This is a genomic window from Deinococcus puniceus (assembly GCF_001644565.1).
Classification (GTDB): domain Bacteria; phylum Deinococcota; class Deinococci; order Deinococcales; family Deinococcaceae; genus Deinococcus; species Deinococcus puniceus.
The window spans coordinates 1,857,855-1,876,133 of the sequence record NZ_CP011387.1 but is presented as its reverse complement, the minus strand read 5'-3'; the positions used below and the strand labels follow the sequence as shown (position 1 = coordinate 1,876,133).

Sequence of the window (18,279 nt, the reverse complement as noted above, 5' to 3'; positions counted from 1 at the left end):
GCCCCCCTTAGAGGGGAGCGCAACAGCTTTTAGTCCTCCCCTCTAAGGGGGAGTGTTGCGTCAGCAACGGGGGGTTCACCCAGAAACTCAACTCCCTCTCCATCCCTCGCTTTCCTAACAAGCGTTTGTTAGACTCTCCATCTCAACCGCTCCGCCCTTTCCACAAGTAGTCCCCGGAGGCTTCATGACCCAAGCTCCACCTCAACCCGAACTTTCGCCCGCTACGGCAGCTTGGGCCGATGCATTAGAGCGCCTTGCCGCTGACCGTCTGCGCGTGCATGCGGGCGGCGGTGCCAAGGCCCAGCAGCGCCAGCACGATAAAAACCGCCTGACCGCCCGCGAACGCATCGCCCGCCTGACCGACTCCGAAACGCCCTTTGACGAGCTGATGACCTTTGCAGGCTGGGAAATGTACGCAGACGTAGGCGGCTGCCCCAGCGGCGGCACGGTCACGGGCATCGGCCAGATCGGGGGCCGTCCGTGGATGGTCATCGCCAACGACGCCACCGTGAAGGCGGGCGCGTTTTTCCCTATTACCGCCAAAAAGGTAATCCGGGCGCAGACCATCGCGCTGGAAAACCATCTTCCGGTGGTGTACTTGGTGGATTCGGCAGGCGTGTATCTGCCCATGCAAGACGAGATTTTCCCCGATCAGGACGACTTTGGCCGGGTATTTTACCTGAACGCCCGCATGAGCGCACGCGGCATCCCTCAAATTGCCGCGATTATGGGCAACTGCGTGGCAGGCGGCGCGTATCTGCCCGTCATGTGCGACACCCTGATCATGACCGAGGGTTCGGGGCTGTATCTGGCGGGGCCTGCGCTGGTGCGGGCGGCCATCGGGCAAGTCGTGGAGTCCGAGGAATTGGGCGGGGCCTCCATGCACGCGGCCATTGCCGGAACGGTGGATTACAAGGAACCGGACGACGACGCGGCTTTGAGGCGGGTGCGGGCGCTGGCCGACCTGTACGCGCAGGGCGACCCGGCACCGTGGGCGCGGCGGCGGGCGGAGGTTAAAGCCGCCCCATCACGCGACCTGACCGATCTGGTGGCTTTCGACGGCTCCAAACCCTATGACGTGCGCCACCTCATCACATCAATCACCGATGGGGGAGAGCTGCACGAATTCAAGGCCGAATACGGCGAAACCATCGTCTGCGGGTTTGCGCGGATGGGCGGCTATCCGGTGGGCTTTGTTGCCAATCAACGCACCGTCATCAAAAAGAAACTGAAGGCGGGCGGCGAACCCGGTTTACGTACCCGCATTGAGGTTGGTGGCGTCATCTACGGCGACAGCGCCGACAAAGCAGCCCGTTTTATTCTGGACGCCAACCAAGCGGGCGTGCCCCTGATTTTCCTAAGCGACGTGACCGGGTTCATGGTGGGCCGCGACTCCGAGCAGGAAGGCATCATCCGGCGCGGCGCGAAACTGGTGAACGCCGTCAGCAACAGTGTGGTGCCCAAAATTACGGTCATCACGGGCGGCAGTTTCGGCGCAGGCAACTACGCCATGAACGGCAAAGCCTTCGGCCCCCGCTTCCTGTTCGCGTGGCCCAGCGCCAAATACGCCGTCATGAGCGGCAACGCGGCGGCCAAAACCCTGCTCGATATTCAGTTGGCGGCCCTGAAACGCAGCGGCCACGAACCCGACGACGAGGAACTCACGCGCCTGTACGACGAAGTGAAGTCCAAATACGACACCGAACTTGACCCCCGTTACGCCGCTTCCCGCTTGTGGGTAGACGAAATCATTGAACCCAACGATACCCGTGACCGCCTGATACGCGCCCTCGAAGCCTGCGCGGGCAATCCGCATCAGGACGAGTTTCGAGTGGGTGTATTTCAGGTGTGACGGCAGGGGTTTGGCAGATACGCAGTGGGCGGTCTAAGAGACTAAGAAAGGCAAAGGCAGTCTCAGACGACTTTTTTGAACGCTCTGCCCACTCCGAAACCCAACCGCCCCAGCACCTTCGACCTTTAGACCCTTAGACGCAGCACCCACCAACCTGACCGCCCCACACACTCCCCCGGAGGCTCCACATGACCAGCACCCTAAACCGGCCCACCCCCAGCCCCAACGTCGAACCCATGAACGACGACCAGCGCACCATCATCAGCGCCCTGCGAAGCTTCCTGAAAAATAAAGTGGAACCCGGAGCTGCCGAGCGTGACCAGACCAGCGAATTCCCGATGCAGATCGTGAAGGAACTGGGCGAGATGGGCATCATGGGGGCGCAGACGCCGGAAGAGTACGGCGGCACGGGTTTGGATACGGCCACGTTTGCCATGATCATCGAAGAAATCGCGGCGGTGGACGGCAGCCTGTGCCTCACGGTGGCGTCTCACAATTCGCTGTGTCAGGGGCATATTCTGGTGGGCGGCACCGAAGCTCAGAAGCAGAAGTTTTTGCCTGCGTTGGCGAGTGCGGCCAAACTGGGCGCGTGGGGCCTGACCGAACCCGGCAGCGGCAGCGATAGCGGCGGCCTCCAGACCCGCGCCGTAGAACAACCCGATGGAAGCTGGATTCTGAACGGTTCCAAGAACTTTATTACGCAGGGCAGCGTGGGCGGCACCTACGTGATTCTGGCCCGCACCGACGCCGCCCGCGCTGGCAAGGGCAAAAACGACGGCATCAGCGCCTTCGTCTTCAACCGCGATGAGGTCACGGGCTTTTCCATTGGCCGCAAAGAAGACAAATTAGGCCTCCGCAGCAGCGACACCGCCCAACTGATTTTTGAAGATATCCATCTGACTGCCGATGCCTTGCTGGGCGAGCGCGGTAACGCCTTCAAGGACGTGATGGGCGTGCTGGACGGCGGGCGCGTAGGGATTGCCGCGATGGGCTTGGGCCTGGGCCGCGCCGCCTTCGAGTACGCTGCCAAATACACGCTGGAGCGTCAGCAGTTTGGCAAACCCATTGCCCTGAACCAAAACATCGGGTTTCGCTTGGCCGATATGGACACCAAATTGGAAGCCGCCCGCCTGCTAATTCGCAAGGCCGCCGACCTGAAAGACGCTGGAATGAACTTCACGGCGGCGGTGGCCCGCGCCAAGTTGTACGCCACCACGGTAGGCGTCGAAGCCTGCGACGAGGCCATTCAGATGCTCGGCGGCTACGGCTACGTCAAGGAATATCCCGTAGAACGCTTCTGGCGCGACAACCGCCTGACCCGAATTGGGGAAGGCACCGACGAAGTGCAGCGCCTCGTGATCAGCCGTGATGTGCTGAAGCGCTTCGCTGAGTAATCGCACCAAAAACAAGCAGGCCCGCCGGAAGTCATTCCTAGCGGGCCTGCTTGTTTTTGGTGCTTGCTGGATGGTGTTCTAGAACGAACGGGTCACCACGCGCCCGCTGCCGCCCATCGCCAAGGCCGCGCCGCCGTTCACGCTGACCCGCACGGCTCCGGCGTTGCCTGCCCGGATAATCACGCCTGCGGGAAAGCTTTTGGAGGTTCCGGCAGCGGGCGTGCCCTCGAACAGCAGGCGGCCCGCTTTGTCGGTAATTCGAGTCCACGAGGGAGCAGAAAAGGTGACGCGCACAGCGGCGGCGGGCGAAGGTGTGGCGGGTTTGGCTGGCTGTGCGTTTTGCGGCGGGGTGGCCTGAGCCGCTGCGCCCGTTGCGGGTTTGGGCGCGGCCTGCGGTGTATTAAGATCGGCCAAGCTACTTTGACCCTGTGCCGTCGGCAGCAACCGCGCCCGCAAATTGCGCCCCGTTTGCAGCGAAATAGTCTGATTGATGCTTTGCCGTCCGCTGTATTCCACGCGCAGCACAGCGTTTTGGCGGGCATCTACCGGAAACGACTTGACTGGGGTTTTGCCCAGATCACGGTTGTCCAAAAAGACCCGCGCACCGGGCGGCACGCTGCTGACAGTCAGGCGCACGGTGCGGGTCAGGGCGGGCGTGGTGGCCGGAGTCTTCTGAGGCGCGGCGACGGCGGTGGGCACTGGCGCGGCGCTGGGGCGATTGAATAGGTAGTATCCGGCTGCACCCAGAATGACGGCGGCGGATGCCAGCCCAGCCAGAGCGGCAGGCCCCAGCCCCAGCCCGCGCCGCGCCGCCTGATTCCGTACTGCTTGGCTCTGGAGCGACTGCGCGATTTCAGGAGAGGCAGGCAACAAGCGGTCAAAGTCGCTCAGTAGGGGGGCCGGGTCTACGCCCAATTCGCGGGCGTAGCGCTGCAAATAGGAGCGGGCAAAGGTGCGCTCTGGCAGCAGCGCGGTGTTGCCGTCCTCCAGCGCCCGCAGATAGTCACCGCGAATCTTGGTTTTCAGGGACAATTCTTGGGTGCTGAGGCCTTGGGCTTCGCGGGCGAGTTTGAGGGTTGAACCGAAGCTCATGTACACCACCTTACGCTTTCTTCATCATGATTGTTGTGGCCCTGTCGAGGCAGATGCTTGGACTGACTTGGGATCTACTTGCCATCCTGTCATAGCCGTTCCAGCGGTGTCCGTACACTCCATAACACTCGGCTGTCACGGCTATGAGCAGTGGCCGCTCCGAATTACTCAGAGCGGCCACCACGTTTATACCCTCGCCTGAAGGCCGTATCAGCCGTCGAAAGGTTTGCCGATGGCTTTGGGCGCGGCGCTGCGGCCCGTGAAGATCAGGGCGATGATGGTGACCACGAAGGGCAGGGCCGATACCAGCGTGGGCGGCAGCAGATCGGTGCCCCCCAGTTGAATGGACAGCGCTTGCAGGAACCCGAAGAGAAGCGTGGCCCCCAGCACGCCCAGCGGTTTCCACTGCCCGAAGATCAGCGCGGCCAGAGCGATGAACCCCATCCCGGCGCTCATGTTCCGCACGTAGGAATCGAGGTTGCCGATGCTGAGGAACACGCCCGCCGTGCCCGCCAGCACGCCCGACAGGATCACGGCGCTGTAGCGCATCTTGCGGACGTTGACGCCCATGCTCGCCGCCGCGCCGGGTTGCTCGCCCGTCGCCCGCAGGCGTAGGCCATACGGCGTTTTATACACCACATACCAGATGACGGCCACCGCGATAAAGGCGAAGTACACAGGCGGCGAAAAGCGCAGTTCGCCCACGCCCCACAGCGGCAGGCCGTAGTCCACCTTGGGGCTTTCGGTGCTGCTGCCGTACAGGGCGGCCAGAATAACGGGCGGCACACCCAGAGCGAGCAGGTTGATGGCCGTGCCGCTGATGACCTGATCGGCGCGGTATTTGATGCTGAGGAGCGCGTGAATCCAGGCCACGAATCCGCCTACGAGTGCCCCGGCCAGCCAGCCCACCCAGGGCGACAGCGGCCCCAGCGCAGGCTCGATCTGCTTGGTAATGATTGCGCCCGTGAGTGCGCCGAAGATGATCAGGCCTTCTAGGGCGATGTTGACCACGCCGCTGCGTTCTGAAAAGAGGCCGCCGAGTGCTGTGAGCAGAAGCGGGACGAAGGATCGGATAAAGATGGCGAGAAAGGACACGCCAAAAATCTGAGCGAGAAGGTCTTGCATTTACTTGCCCCCTTCGCGGGTCTTGGCGTCCGAGGATTGGGCGACATTCGGGAGTGGCGTCCCTTGCTCAGCCTTGGCCAGATTCACGTCCAGCCTCGCTGCGTCGGGTTTGCCGGTGGTTTCTACCGCCTTCAGCAGTTGCGGGGGTGGCGGATCGGTCACGCGGCGGCTGAGGAATCCGCCTGCGGCGATGAACAGCACGATCAGGGCCTTCAGCACCGTCACGATGTCCTTATTAATTTTTTCCAGCTTCAGGTCGACGTCGATGCCGCCCGTGTCGATGGTGCCGAACAAGACGCTGGCGGCCACCACGCCTACCGGGGTGCTTTGGCCCATCAGCGCCACCGCGATGCCGTCGAAACCCACGTTGGCGGGCATGTTGCCCTTCAGGCGGTATTCGTCGAGTGCGCCGCCGTTGACGTAGTGCGTGCCCGCCAATCCCGCGAACATTCCTGCAAAGGTCATGGCCAAAATGGTGTTACGGGCCACGCTGATGCCGCCGTATTCGGCTGCTTTGGGCGACAGGCCCACCGCACGTAGCGCGTACCCGGTGGCCGTGCGCCACATCAGGGTTCCGAAGGCGGCCACGCAGATCAGCGCGATCAGGAACGAAGCGTTCAGCTGGCTGCCCGCGATCTGCACGGGAACGCCCACCCGCCACGTGACCGCGCCGATGACCAGTCCGGCGATCAGGGCCAGCAGCGTGCCGTTCTTGACTTTGTGGCGGCCCAGAATCCAGCGGCCCAGCGCAAAGGCGATCAGACCAAAAATCAGGCCGAGACTCATGACGGTTGCGCCGTCCGTGCCCACGTTGAACAGTTGCAGCAGCGTGGGCAGGCGTGCGCCTTCTTGCAGTTCCTCGCTGCGGGCCTCAAACCCCTCGGCTTTGAAGGGCATGTTGTATTCGCGGCCCAGGAAGGGGAAGGTTTCGCTGCCGATCAGGAAAATAAAGATGGCCGACGCGATGTAATTGAGCATGATGGTATTGATGACTTCGCTGGAGCCGAAGCGGGCTTTGAGCAGGCCGGGAATGGCCCCCCAGATCGCCCCACCCAACGCCGCGCCCAGCACCGACAGCGGCAGCAAAAACCAGCCCAGCCCAGCTGGAGCGTAGACGCCCACCAGCATCGCGCCGATGGCTCCCATGGTCAGCTGACCCGGAGCGCCCACATTAAAGAGGCCCGTGCGGAAGGCGAACGCCACGCTGAGGCCCGTGAAGATGAGCGGGGTCGCCAGCTTGAGGCTGTCTAGGAACGGGTTCAGGCGGGTAATGGGCGCAAACAGCGTGGAGTACACGAAATACACCAGATCGGTTTTGGCCAGCCAGCCGCCCCACAGCCCCAGCGCCGCGCCCGTGCCGTTGACGGCGGGTTGCACCAGCAGCACCACGATGGCACCCACCAGAATGGCCAGCCCAATCGCCACAGTGGGTACCAACAGCCCGCGCAGGCGGTTTAGGCGATCCCACCAGACCTGCCGCGCACTGAGGCCCGCGCCCGCCGCGATCAGTCCGGCCAGCATGGGCAAAAACAGCCCCAAGTTCATGCCGCCGCCCCCGTAAAAGTTACGCAGGGTGCGTTTTGCTCCGGGCCTCAGCGTGTTGTCGGCGGCAATGCGGGCCGATTCTGCCCCCAGCACACCGTTCAGGAGCAGCACGGCGGCCAGCGCGGTCACGAAGCCCAGCAGGCCCGTGACCCAAAACCAGCGTTCCCGGCGTAGCGCACCGACCAGCGTGGCCAGCATAAACAACAGGGTGACCCAGCCCAGCGCCACAGTCGTACCGGAAGAGGGCAGCCTCACCTGAGGGTCACTGGTCAGGTTCAGGGCCGCGCCGCTGAGGTGCAGCAGCACCGCGTTGCCGTCAAAAGAGCGCCCCAGCACGGCCAAGGGCGTTAAGACCAGACCCGCCGCCGCGACCCCACTGACAATCAGTGCGATCCGCGACGCGACGGGAGAGGGGCGAGAATCAGAAATGTACGTCACCCCGCCATTGTACGGAAGCGGACTGCCTCTGGGGAAATGCGGCGGGCGCGGAATGTGAGCAAAAACGATTCAGTTTGGATGTTCCCGCGCCGCTTTGCCGTGTTTCGGCACACTGCCCCCGCGTTTGCTATCCTGTGCGGCGCTATGGAACGTACTTTTGCCATGATCAAGCCCGATGGGGTTCGCCGGGGCCTGACGCCCGAAATTCTCGCCCGCATTCAGAAGAAGGGCTACCGCGTGGTGGGCCTGAAACAGATGACGATTGCCCGTGAAACCGCCGAGTCGCACTACGGCGAACATAAAGAGCGCCCCTTTTTCGGGGAACTCGTGGACTTCATCACGGGCGGCCCTGTGGTGGCTATTGCTCTGGAGGGCGAAAACGCCATTCTGGGCTGGCGCGGCATGATGGGCGCGACCAACCCCGCCAACGCCGCTCCCGGCAGCATCCGCGCCGACTTTGCCACCACCACCGGCGAAAACGTGACGCACGGCAGCGACAGCCCCGAGAGCGCAGAGCGCGAGTTGGCTCTGTTCTTCGCCCCCGGCGAACTGCTGTAAACACTTGAATTCGGGAGCGCGGCCACTGCTTCGCAACGGGCCTAAACAGGTTCCGGCGCACTATGGCCACCCCAGAATGTCGGCGGCGAGAGCCTCAGAAATACATTTCTATTCATAACAGTGGGCGAGGGCAGTAGGCAGAATTCTTTAGAATCGCCTGCTTCCCTTGCTTTACGTTCCATTGTGCCCCTTTCGTCACGCGGGCGCTCTGTCCTGAAGTCATCGCCCACCCAACCTCATCAAGAGGGCAAAGAGGATAGAACGGGGACTTCAAGTCAGGAGATGCACAGGTGGGTTCTAGACTTAACGTCTTCTGATGACCCTCGTGCCACTTACAGCAAGGCATTTGTCAGGTGTGGCACATTAGACTGGAGTTGAGTTCATGACCCGCCCCAGCACGCTTTTAGAGAATCAGCTTCTCCGAACCCGTCAACTCGTTTTGCAGTTGGTGGCCGTTGGCTATCTGATTTTCACGATCGGTTCATCTTTCGTAGCCCCGCCCGGCGTGTTCCCGGAGGCCTATCAATACAGCAAATACTGGGCGGATTTAATTTGCTTGGGGGCGCTCGTGGCCCTTTACCTCGCGCCTCGCCGGGTGTTTCAGATCGCGGTGGTCTGTGCCGCTTGTGTGGCGGGCCTTGCCGGGTTGGAAATGTACCGCCTGCTGCAGCACGACCTTCCGCCATACGAGCCTGCCCTATGGATGACCTGTGTCTGTATCGTGGCCTTTGTTCTGATGGGATCGCGCTGGGGCAGCGTGTTCACGGGTGTAGCGCTGTTGATCGTTCTTATCTTTTTGCTCCTGATTCCGCCGTCTACACCACAGTTGACGGCGGCCTGGTTGGCAGGCATGACTGTCGTGGGCGTCATCAGCGGAGTGTGTTACAGAGTGACGCGGTTTATCGAATCCAATCTGGTGATGCATGAAGAAGACCACGCCAAACTCAATAAAGCCCGGTTGGATTCCTTGACAGAGCTTCCGGGCCGGGCCGCTATAGAAGAAGAACTGAACCGGAAGTTGGAATATGCCCGCAAAACTGGAACGCCCCTGAGCTTGTTGGTGGGCGACATAGACCACTTCAAAACGGTGAACGACCATCATGGGCACAACACCGGAGACGATGTGTTGCGGGCTGTTGCCAAACGCTTAAGGCGCAATGTGGGCGGCACGGGCGGCGTGGTGGGGCGCTGGGGTGGAGAGGAGTTCGTGGTGTTGCTGCCGGGCCTCGCCAAGCCCGACGCGCTGGTGCTGGCTGACCGCCTTCGCCGTGAAATTGGCGGCTCCGAATTGGCTGGCCTGAGCATCACCACCAGTTTCGGGGTGGCCTCTTACCGGGGGCCGCACGACACGGCCAACCAGTTGTTCGGGCGTGCCGATCAGGCCCTGTACGAAGCCAAACGCGCCGGGCGCAATTCTGTGCGCTAGGCATTCGGTGTGCCAGAAAGGCCGCACACGGGGCATTCTGCCTGCGAACCGGCCAGCGAACCGGGGTATCTTGCGCCTATGCGTCTGTCTGTTCGTTTGGCCTTGATGGTGTGCGCCGCCGCATTGGCGGGCTGCGGGCCAACACAGCAGCAAGACCTGACGGCCACGGTGCTGTTTACGGCCAGCGGCTCCTTCGACGCTCAGGCCGATACCAAAGACCGCGTGGGCGGCGGCATCCGGCGGGTGCAGTGGACGGAGAAACCTCCGCTGGACGCCGCAGAAGTCACCGTGCGTTACGACAGCGACGCCCGCACGCTGGCGTGGATCATGCAGATCGAAGCCCCGAAGTTCAGCGCTGAGGCTTTGGCTGGACCCGGCGGGGAAACGGTGAATACGGCGCAGGGTGCGGGAACCTTCGTGGCTTCTGGCCGCCTGCGCGACGTGCTGATTTTGCCCACCGACACGGGCCTGACCCTGATGACACGTGGGTACGCGGCACAGGAAGAACCTACGCTGCTGCCCGCTTTTGGCCGCGTCCGGTAGTGTCGATTAAGGTTGTGTTGATCAAGGTTGTGGTGATCAGGTGAGGGCGGCGCACCAGTTTGTTTTATGGGGTACGGCGGCGTTACTGTCGGCGCTCCTGTTGCTGGGGCTGTCGCTGCAACTGGGCCTCCGGACAACGGCGGTGCGTTGGCCGCACCACGTCCTGTTTTTTGCCGTCTGCGCGGGCGTGCTGCTGTCGAGCGTGCTGGCGCTCTGGGCCGGGGCACGTGGCTGGGCGCTGCTGCCCGCGCTGGCCCTGCTGCTGATGATGTCCCGTACCCGTCCGGGAAAATCGGCGCACTGGCGATTGGCGCTGGCGTGTGCGTTGGCTTTCGCAGGCGGAATGTGGGCGGCTTGGTAGGGGAGAAGTCAATCAGGACTCCAAGTGAAGTGATCGGGAACGAACACCAATTTGCCCCGAAACCTAGAGCATTAGTCGAAAGAGTTGTTCGCTGTTGACCGAACAGAGTGAGTGGATTTAACGAGTATTTGGGAGGATGGAAGCGTCAGGAGCTTTTTTCTGATGCTGTAATTCGGACAAATGCTCTAGGAGTGAGCAGAAGAAGTGACCTCCCTGTTGCCCTGACCTGTTGTCCCTGAAAATAATGCGGCCTTAGCCTTCCACGTCGTCCCAGCCAAGCCAGAATCTCTTCCTCTGTACAGCCTGCAAGGTGGCGCTGAACGGCGCTGCTCTGCGAGATCAGGTCAATGATGGCAACTGAGTACTCAGGCGTTGCGTTCTCCAGAGTTCGTCCCTTTCTCGCCCAAGCTGCTAGCGTACAAGCCATGTGCTTGTCGCCTCACTTCCGTTTCCCCCTGCGTGTGCGCCCATGAGCGTCACCGAAGACCTGCCCAGCGTGCAGTCGGCGCTGCCACCCGGCTTGCCCGCCGTGATTCAGGGCATGCTGTCCCGCCGCACCACCAACGGCCCCTTCCTGCCCGGCCCGGTCAGCCGCGAACATCAGGAAACGCTGATGCGGGTGGCGCAGGCCGCGCCGAGTCATTTCAACTCTCAGCCTTGGCGCTTTGTCCTCATCGAGAACCCGCACACGATAGGCGAAGTGGCCCGGATCGCGGGCGAAAGCATGACCGAACTGATCGAAGCGGGCGTGTTTTTCGAGCGGTACAGACGCTATTTCCGCTTCAGCACCGCCGAGATGGAAGAGCGGCGCGACGGCATTCACATCGACCATCTGCCGGGGCCGCTCAAACCCTTTACGCGGCAGGTGTTCAGCGACGCGGGCCTGAAGGTGATGCGGCAACTGGGCGTACCCAAAAAACTGGGCGAAGACAACCGCAAATTGGTACAGGGCAGTCCGTTGCTGCTGGCCGCCCTGCTCGATAAGGGCGAATACCGCCCCGGCGAACTCAGCGGTTTCTACAGCATTTTCGGGCTAGGCGCGGCCATAGAAAATATCTGGAATGCGGTGAGCAGCCTCGGCATGGGCATCCAGTTCGTCAGTACGCCGATGGAGATTCCGCGCCAGTGGGCCGCCGTGCAGCAGCTTCTGCATGTGCCCGCCGACCTCGAACTGATGGCCGTGTACCGCCTCGGCTACCTGCCCCCCGAACAGCCGCGCCCTACCATCGACTGGAGCAGCCGCCACCGCAAACGCCTGTCTCAGTACGTGTTCCGCGAAACGTGCGACGTGCCGGAAACCGACTCGCCCACTTCCTAAACGTGACTCCTGAACACGGCCAAGAATGAGCGGAACATGCAGGCCAGCTCAAGCTTTCCTGCGTGGCCTCCTCACGGCCTGACGCGCACAATGCCGCTCGGAGGCAACACCATGACCCACACAAAATCAGACGCAGCGAATGCGGCCCAGAGTGGCACCTTCCAGATCGGCGGCGACCTGAGCGTGAACCGCCTTGGATTCGGGGCTATGCGCGTGACCGGGCAGGGCATCTGGGGCGACCCCGCCGACCCCGCAGGCGCACTGGAAACCCTGCGCCGCCTGCCCGATCTGGGCGTGAATTTTATCGACACTGCCGATAGCTACGGCCCCGCCGTCAGCGAAGAACTGATCCGCACCGCGCTGCATCCTTACGACACGGTGGTCATCGCCACCAAAGGCGGCCTGACCCGCACCGGCCCCGACCAGTGGATTCCGGTGGGCCGCCCCGAATATCTGAAGCAGGCCGCGCACCTGTCTCGCCGCCGCCTTGGCGTAGACCGCATAGATTTGTGGCAACTGCACCGGATTGACCCTAAGGTGCCGCGTGACGAGCAATTCGACGCCATTAAGCAGCTGATGGATGAAGGCGTGATCCGTCACGCGGGCCTGAGCGAAGTGAGCGTGGAAGAAATTCAGGCCGCCCAGCAGGTGTTCCCCGTATCTACCGTGCAAAACCTCTACAACCTCGTCACGCGCCAGTCGGAGGCCGTGCTGGACTACTGCGAGACCAACAACATCGGGTTCATTCCGTGGTATCCGCTGGCCGCCGGTGGGCTGGCGCGTGAGGGCAGCGTCCTGAGCAGTGTCGCCGCCCGCCTGAACGCCTCGCCGTCGCAAGTGGCCTTGGCGTGGGTGCTGAAACGCAGCCCGGTCATGTTGCCGATTCCCGGCACAGGCAAGGTCAAGCACCTAGAGGAAAACGTGGCCGCCGCCCACCTGACCCTGACGGACGAAGATTTCCGCGCTCTGGACGAAGTGGGCCAGCAGGAATGGCAGGCACAGCAGGCGAAGAAAGGGAAGAAGGACTGAGGGTGGGTCTAGACCTGAACTTTGGACTGTGAATTTCAAATGATGTAGGGAGAAGTTGAAGTCGGGTTTTATTCTCCCCGGTCAGGCTAGGGCAGATTGCCTCGGCCTGACTTTTCTTGTTCCCGAAACTCTTGGTGTTTGCGCGGCTCAGTCGCATACGGTGCTTGGTGAGGTTGGCCTGTACCTAGAGCTGGGGGTGGCGCGAACCCCCCAGTCTGCTTCGCATCCAGCCTCTCTTGAGGGGAGGGCAACAGCACTCACACTCCACAACCCAACCTCAAACCGTCCTCACCCACAACCCCGTTACGCTGACCGCATGACCAACGGGCCAGAGGGGACGCAGTCGGGCGAAGTGCCGAGAGACGTGATGGAGGCGGCGCAGGCGCGGTTTATTCGGCGGGACGCGGCGCGGGCGGGGCAACTGGAGCGGCTGAACGTAGGCGGCCCGCTGGCTGCCGAGACGCCGGAGCGCATTGAAGGTCGCCTGACCCGTTTGGGTGTACCCCTTGCCGATGCACGGGCAATGGTGGAAGGCCGCGAAGACCCCGGCGGCGTCATGGCCCGCCTGCCCGACAGTGTGCGGCTGGGGCTGGAGCGCGTGCTGGGGGCCAACGATCTGGTGAATGTGGCTTATCTGGACTTGGCGCGGGCGGCGTCGCGGGCGGTGGGGCGCGTAGTCGTTCGGGCGGCGGGCGGGCGAGTCTTGGGCTACGGTACAGGCTGGCTGTGTGGCCCAACCACCATCCTGACCAACAACCACGTGCTGGAGGACGCAGCCACCGCCAGAAACAGCGTGGTCGAATTCGACTATGAGCGGCGGCCCGATCAGACCATCCGGACGCCGATCACCCTGAAACTCGATCCGGCCACCCTGTTCCTGACCTCAGGGGCGCTGGATTACTCGTTGGTGGCGGTGCAGGGCGATACGGCGGCGTTTGGCTGGTTGCCCCTGTTCGGCAGCGGCGACAAGAACCTGATCGGAGAGGCGCTGAGCATTATTCAGCATCCGTCGGGCGAGCCGAAGCAGGTGGCCCTGCGCGAAAACCGCCTCCTAGACCGCCTGCCCGACTTTCTGCACTACGAAACTGACACCGCCCCCGGCTCTAGCGGCAGCCCCGTGTTCAATGACGCTTGGGAAGTGGTGGCCCTGCACCACAGCGGCGTGCCCCGCACCGACGATCAGGGCCGCCCCCTGCGCCGAGACGGCCAGCCCGCGCAACCCGGCGACCCCGATACGGTCATCGACTGGATCGCCAACGAGGGCGTGCGCGTCAGCCGGATTATGGACGACCTGCGCAGCCGCCCCGACGCTGCCGGAAACCTGCTGGTGCAGGCTGTACTGGCGGGCAACCGTCCAGCGTTGGTGGGGCCGCCCGAAACGCTCCTTGATGGGCGGGCAGCACCAGAGGCGGCGCGGGTCTTAGACCTCGGCCCGATTACGCTGGACGCCGACGGGAATGCGACTCTTCCGGTCAGCGTGCGCCTGCGCGTGGGTGGTTCGGCCCCCGCTCCAACGCCGCCCACCGAGGCCCGCCCCTACCTCTATCCCGACGATGAAGCCGAGGCTGCCGCCTACTACGCTGCTCTGGCTACACCGTCTTTTCTGGCCCTCTCGGAACTGGTCACGCGCACGCATGAAAAGCTCTTACCCTACGACCCTGCCGACGAACTGTATCCGTGGGTCGATCTCTGGCCCGATGGCAAGTTGCGAAGTCTGTATTCGGGGCGCGAACACACCGCCGACGAACTGATCGCCGCTGACCGTGCGGCGCAGGCCAGACGGCTGGAGTTGGCCGCCCGCGAGGGGTTGTCTGCCGACTCGCTGGAAGCCGCGTTGCCCTACAACTGCGAACATGTGGTGCCGCAGTCGTGGTTTGCCAAGCGCCAGCCCATGCGCGGCGACCTGCATCACCTGTTTGCCTGCGAACCGGATTGCAACTCGTTCCGGGGCAACACGCCCTACTTCGATTTCCCCGATTACGGCGAGGCCCTGCGAACCGATTGCGGGCGGCGCGATCCCGGCGAGTTTGAACCCGCGCAGGGCAAAGGGGCTTCGGCGCGGGCCACCCTCTACTTCCTGTTGCGGTATCCGGGTGTGGTGCGGCAGTATTCGGCGCGGCACTTGCAAACGCTGCTGGCGTGGCACATGGCCCAGCCTCCCGGTGACTGGGAACGCCACCGCAACGCCGCCATTGCCGAGCGGCAGGGCAACCGCAACCCGCTGATAGACCGTCCGGAGTGGGCCGCAGAGGTGGACTTTGGGGAAGGGCTGGGGCGGTAGAACTGGGGCGCTAGGGGAGAGCCACTCCGGGCATCTTAAGTACGTTGCACTTAACATTGCGAGTTTCCGGAACCCCACCAGAATCTCTCTATTCCCAGTGCAACGTACTCCCTTCGATACTCGCTCCGCTCGGTTCATCTATAGATGAACTTCGACCTACTAAAAAGGCGACCTTTAGCTTGCGCTTCCGCTTCTTGCCTCACTCCGCGCTACCCTGACCCTATGTCTGCCCCCGATTCCTCTCCCAGTCCCGCCAATTCTGCGCCCCCAGTTGCCACCCGTACCGACAAGGGCGTGCGCGGCCACGAGCTTGATCTGCACGTCACCTTTGCACAGGCCTTGCCGCGTGAGCAGGCATTGGCGGCGCTGCTGGCACTAGAAGGCATGACTGTGGAACTCTACGCCCCACACGATCAGCCGGAAGCGCCCGTTCCATCGGCCCGCCTGACGGGGCCACTGCGCGATGCCGAGGCCACCCGCACCGCCCTGACTGGCCTACTCGCCGCCGACGCCCGCGTGATAGAGGTGGGAATGCACGGCTTTTTACGCAGCGTGACTGGGCAAACCGAATGGATGCCTTGGCGCAAAAACGCCGTCTTGCCCCGAAGCAAGGTAGACGACGTGAGCTTTGAAGAAGGGGTCAAGTTTATTTTGGAGTGAGCTTGTGAGGCAATGGCTCAGGCACTCAGCGGCAGCACCCAAGCCCGTGCTTTGGCTCCCCCGTCGTCGGCGGGGCGCAGCACCAGCACTTCCAGCTGGGTATCGGGGCGCAGCAGGTAGGGCAACCATGAATAATTCAGGGAACTGAGGGCAGCGCGGGCTTGCTGGCCTGTATGGGAAATATTGTGCAGCACGACAACGGCACGCTCGCCGCCCGTGCTGACCCATACATCGGCTTTGGCCTGCTGATCTACGCCCAAGAAATCCCGGTATTCAAATTGATAGTCGCGCCTAAGCAGGTGCATTCCCTGTGCCTCCCTCGTGGTCATTTCTCCAACGGCTGTGTTTGTGCCCTTACCCTAACCGCTTTACCCGTTTTGTCAACAAGTCCTTTGTCCCGTCTAGACCGCCTGCTGCTGACGAACCGGCTCAGGAGAGTAGTGTGCCAGATAAACAATGACGAAAAAATCACAACGGTAGAGGTCTGTGGGTCATCGCAGAGCGGAGGGTCTGAGCAGGTTAAAGACAGCTTGAACTGGACAGAGCGTACTTGCACAGTCTTGGCCTGCCGTCCCTCTTTAGAATGACCGGGTGACTCCTGCGCCCGTGTCCGAACTCTTGCTGGAATATCAGGGGTATGTGCTGGCCTACCGTTTGCGGGCGGCGGTGGGCGGGCGAGTCGCGCCTCCGGGCGAGCAGTTGCCGCTGTCGGGATACGCGGCGCGGCGGCTGGAACGGCAAGAATTGGCCCGCAGCCTCATTCGGGTGGGCCTCGCACCGGGCCGCATGGCCGACCTAGACCGCTTGTCGGATGAATTGATGTTCGGATTTTGGCTCAATCCGTCCGAGGTGGCGGCCTTCCTGCGGGCCGCGATTCGGCAGGGCAGCCACCCGGCCTTGGGTGACCCAGACGCCTTTGCCGCGCTGCTGACGCCGGGGGAACAGGGCAGGCTGGGCCGGGCGGGGGTGCGTCTCGTGTGTGCCCACCACCTGACCTGCCTCACGCTGGCCGCGCCCATGCTTGACCCCGACTCGCTGGCGAGCGTCTGGAAACGGGTCGAAGCCACCACACCGCCGCTGTTTATAGATGCTCTTTTTGCAGAAGAGGAGTCGGGCCGGGGTTGACTGCCTTCCTGAACGTCATTCGGGCCTTGTTGCCACGCCGTTGCCCCGGTTGCGACGCCCAACTGGGGGCAGAGGCCGGGCTGTGCGCGGCGTGCCGGGCGGCCCTGATGCCCCGCACAGAGTGGCACAGCCCCATGCGCCCGCAGCCGGAACCGCATCTGGTCACGCTGGGGCGCTACGTGGGCACCACCCGCCGCGCCGTGCGTGCCCTGAAATACGGCGGCGCACAAGACTTGTCGGGCGTGCTGGGAACCGTGCTGGCGCGGGGCATTCCGGCAGAGTGGGGCGTGGCGTCGGTGGTACCCGTGCCGCTCCACTCTGGCCGCCAGCGCGAACGCGGGTTCAATCAATCTCTGTTGCTGGCCGAAGTGGTCGGGCGGGAATTGGGCATTCCGGCTGTGCCTGCCGTGCGCCGAATCCGGGCCACCACGCAGCAGGCCAAGCTGCACGCCACCGAACGCAGCGCCAACCTCGCCGGGGCATTTCAGGCCGATGTCGCCAAGTTGCCACGTGGCCCCGTGCTGCTGCTGGATGACGTGATGACTTCCGGCTCCACGTTGCTGGCCTGCCGTGACGCCCTGACGACTGCCGGAGTGCGCGAGTTTTATTACGCCGTGGTGGCCCGCTGAGGCTGTTTTTATACGAATTCCGTATGATTCCCGTACAGTCGGAAAAGCGCCGCCTGTCCGTCCATCTCCCGGAATCCGTACCTTCTCCCACTCGCTCCGCTCAAATTGAATCCCAACACTACGGGATTCAATCGGAGTTCTTTTCACTCCCCCCGAACCGCCCGCAAATGTTCCCGCTTCCCCTTCGGCCCCGTCCGTTTTTCCACGCTGAGGCCCGCGCCTGCCAGTGCCCGCCGCACCCGTCCCGCCGCGCTGTAAGTAGATAAGACGCCGCCCGGAGCCAGTGCTGCTGCCAACCGCACAGTAAATTCCGGCGTCCACACTTCCGGGTTTCGGTCAGGCGAGAAGCCGTCCAGATACAACGCCGAAGCCCAAGCCTGTGGCAACTCGGCGGTCAGGACATCCATGAAATGCACAGTCAGGCGCACGTGCTCAGCCTGCACATGGACTGTGGACTCACTTCCCCAGCCTTCTAACAGGGCCAACCACGCCGGATGCTCCGCGCCCTCATTGCCCTCGGCTACGGCCCGCAGTACATCTATCGGGGCCGGGTCAAATTCATAAGCGACATACTCCAGCCCTACTGCCCGGAGGGCGGTATCCATCACAGTCGCCCGGAAATTGACGCCCACGCCGAAGCCGATTTCCAACACGCGGGGGGCGGGGTGCAGGTGCGTGCCCGTGCCTTCCACGAACACATGCCGCGCCTGTCCTGCCGCGCCGTGCCGCGATCCATACGACTCGCCAAACCGGGCGTTGAAGGCGGTGCGCGAGCCATCCGGGGTTTCGATGAGGGGGGCAGAAACGTCAGGCATCGGCCAAAGCATAGCGGCACACCTGTTGCGAATGCTCCCGCGAGAGGTATGCTGACGCCACCAACATTTGCCTGATCAGCACTGTTCA

17 protein-coding genes are annotated in these 18,279 nt (G+C 63.0%); 12 read left to right on the top strand and 5 right to left on the bottom strand.

Features of this window, described 5'->3' with window-relative positions:
* The first annotated feature begins 184 nt into the window (after positions 1-184).
* Positions 185-1,852, top strand: a complete 1,668-nt coding sequence (locus SU48_RS08515) for an acyl-CoA carboxylase subunit beta (protein ID WP_064014883.1) — start codon at positions 185-187, stop codon at positions 1,850-1,852.
* Between the two features lie 188 nt (positions 1,853-2,040).
* Complete coding sequence (locus tag SU48_RS08510) at positions 2,041-3,246, top strand: acyl-CoA dehydrogenase family protein (RefSeq protein WP_064014882.1); 1,206 nt, start codon at positions 2,041-2,043, stop codon at positions 3,244-3,246.
* A 78-nt stretch (positions 3,247-3,324) separates the two neighbouring features.
* On the opposite strand, the gene SU48_RS08505 is transcribed toward SU48_RS08510, so the two are convergent.
* The 3 genes from SU48_RS08505 to SU48_RS08495 form a co-directional block, all read right to left on the bottom strand.
* The gene (locus SU48_RS08505) at positions 3,325-4,338 is read right to left on the bottom strand and encodes a helix-turn-helix domain-containing protein (RefSeq protein WP_064015947.1); all 1,014 of its coding nucleotides are present in this window, start codon (positions 4,336-4,338) and stop codon (positions 3,325-3,327) included.
* Between the two features lie 210 nt (positions 4,339-4,548).
* Entirely contained in the window at positions 4,549-5,463 is a 915-nt protein-coding gene (locus tag SU48_RS08500) for an ABC transporter permease (protein ID WP_064014881.1), read from the bottom strand.
* Positions 5,464-7,446 carry an ABC transporter permease gene (locus SU48_RS08495; protein ID WP_064014880.1) on the bottom strand — a complete coding sequence of 661 codons (1,983 nt, stop codon included), beginning with the start codon at positions 7,444-7,446 and terminating at the stop codon, positions 5,464-5,466. It lies immediately after the preceding gene.
* A 144-nt stretch (positions 7,447-7,590) separates the two neighbouring features.
* On the opposite strand from SU48_RS08495, the gene ndk reads away from it, so the two are divergent.
* From ndk to SU48_RS08455, 8 genes are all read left to right on the top strand, one after another.
* Positions 7,591-8,004: a nucleoside-diphosphate kinase gene (gene ndk / locus SU48_RS08490; protein ID WP_019012198.1), complete on the top strand. Its 414-nt coding sequence runs from the start codon at positions 7,591-7,593 to the stop codon at positions 8,002-8,004.
* Positions 8,005-8,386: 382 nt separating this feature from the next.
* Positions 8,387-9,430, top strand: a complete 1,044-nt coding sequence (locus tag SU48_RS08485; protein ID WP_231881574.1) for a GGDEF domain-containing protein — start codon at positions 8,387-8,389, stop codon at positions 9,428-9,430.
* 78 nt (positions 9,431-9,508) lie between these two features.
* Complete coding sequence (locus tag SU48_RS08480; RefSeq protein WP_064014879.1) at positions 9,509-9,973, top strand: hypothetical protein; 465 nt, start codon at positions 9,509-9,511, stop codon at positions 9,971-9,973.
* 40 nt (positions 9,974-10,013) lie between these two features.
* Complete coding sequence (locus SU48_RS08475; RefSeq protein ID WP_064014878.1) at positions 10,014-10,334, top strand: hypothetical protein; 321 nt, start codon at positions 10,014-10,016, stop codon at positions 10,332-10,334.
* 541 nt (positions 10,335-10,875) lie between these two features.
* Entirely contained in the window at positions 10,876-11,652 is a 777-nt protein-coding gene (locus SU48_RS08470; protein ID WP_082869841.1) for a nitroreductase family protein, read from the top strand.
* Between the two features lie 111 nt (positions 11,653-11,763).
* On the top strand, positions 11,764-12,681 hold the full coding sequence (locus SU48_RS08465; RefSeq protein WP_197474633.1) for an aldo/keto reductase: 918 nt from the start codon (positions 11,764-11,766) through the stop codon (positions 12,679-12,681).
* A 316-nt stretch (positions 12,682-12,997) separates the two neighbouring features.
* Complete coding sequence (locus SU48_RS08460; protein ID WP_064014876.1) at positions 12,998-14,962, top strand: endonuclease; 1,965 nt, start codon at positions 12,998-13,000, stop codon at positions 14,960-14,962.
* Between the two features lie 222 nt (positions 14,963-15,184).
* Complete coding sequence (locus SU48_RS08455; protein ID WP_064014875.1) at positions 15,185-15,622, top strand: hypothetical protein; 438 nt, start codon at positions 15,185-15,187, stop codon at positions 15,620-15,622.
* 17 nt (positions 15,623-15,639) lie between these two features.
* On the opposite strand, the gene SU48_RS08450 is transcribed toward SU48_RS08455, so the two are convergent.
* Positions 15,640-15,951 (bottom strand): hypothetical protein, encoded by a 312-nt coding sequence (locus SU48_RS08450; RefSeq protein ID WP_231881573.1) that lies wholly within the window; start codon positions 15,949-15,951, stop codon positions 15,640-15,642.
* A gap of 262 nt (positions 15,952-16,213) precedes the next feature.
* Between SU48_RS08450 and SU48_RS08445 the strand changes: the two genes are divergently transcribed.
* Together SU48_RS08445 and SU48_RS08440 are read left to right on the top strand one after the other, a co-directional pair.
* Entirely contained in the window at positions 16,214-16,747 is a 534-nt protein-coding gene (locus SU48_RS08445) for a hypothetical protein (protein ID WP_064014873.1), read from the top strand.
* On the top strand, positions 16,744-17,376 hold the full coding sequence (locus SU48_RS08440) for a ComF family protein (protein ID WP_231881572.1): 633 nt from the start codon (positions 16,744-16,746) through the stop codon (positions 17,374-17,376). The genes SU48_RS08445 and SU48_RS08440 overlap by 4 nt, the downstream gene beginning before the upstream one ends.
* 143 nt (positions 17,377-17,519) lie before the next feature.
* Here the strand turns inward: SU48_RS08440 and mnmD are convergent, their stop codons facing one another.
* Positions 17,520-18,191, bottom strand: a complete 672-nt coding sequence (gene mnmD, locus SU48_RS08435; RefSeq protein WP_064014872.1) for a tRNA (5-methylaminomethyl-2-thiouridine)(34)-methyltransferase MnmD — start codon at positions 18,189-18,191, stop codon at positions 17,520-17,522.
* Positions 18,192-18,279 lie beyond the last annotated feature (88 nt).

Bases quoted from the DNA above. Each gene is read 5' to 3' on its own strand.
- SU48_RS08515 (WP_064014883.1), top strand. From the start codon at position 185: ATGACCCAAGCTCCACCTCAACCCGAACTTTCGCCCGCTACGGCAGCT.
- SU48_RS08485 (WP_231881574.1), top strand. From the start codon at position 8,387: ATGACCCGCCCCAGCACGCTTTTAGAGAATCAGCTTCTCCGAACCCGT.
- SU48_RS08465 (WP_197474633.1), top strand. From the start codon at position 11,764: ATGACCCACACAAAATCAGACGCAGCGAATGCGGCCCAGAGTGGCACC.
- SU48_RS08460 (WP_064014876.1), top strand. From the start codon at position 12,998: ATGACCAACGGGCCAGAGGGGACGCAGTCGGGCGAAGTGCCGAGAGAC.
- ndk (WP_019012198.1), top strand. From the start codon at position 7,591: ATGGAACGTACTTTTGCCATGATCAAGCCCGATGGGGTTCGCCGGGGC.
- SU48_RS08450 (WP_231881573.1), bottom strand. From the start codon at position 15,951: ATGACCACGAGGGAGGCACAGGGAATGCACCTGCTTAGGCGCGACTAT.
- SU48_RS08455 (WP_064014875.1), top strand. From the start codon at position 15,185: ATGTCTGCCCCCGATTCCTCTCCCAGTCCCGCCAATTCTGCGCCCCCA.
- SU48_RS08470 (WP_082869841.1), top strand. From the start codon at position 10,876: ATGCTGTCCCGCCGCACCACCAACGGCCCCTTCCTGCCCGGCCCGGTC.
- SU48_RS08480 (WP_064014879.1), top strand. From the start codon at position 9,509: ATGCGTCTGTCTGTTCGTTTGGCCTTGATGGTGTGCGCCGCCGCATTG.
- SU48_RS08510 (WP_064014882.1), top strand. From the start codon at position 2,041: ATGACCAGCACCCTAAACCGGCCCACCCCCAGCCCCAACGTCGAACCC.
- SU48_RS08505 (WP_064015947.1), bottom strand. From the start codon at position 4,338: ATGAGCTTCGGTTCAACCCTCAAACTCGCCCGCGAAGCCCAAGGCCTC.
- mnmD (WP_064014872.1), bottom strand. From the start codon at position 18,191: ATGCCTGACGTTTCTGCCCCCCTCATCGAAACCCCGGATGGCTCGCGC.
- SU48_RS08500 (WP_064014881.1), bottom strand. From the start codon at position 5,463: ATGCAAGACCTTCTCGCTCAGATTTTTGGCGTGTCCTTTCTCGCCATC.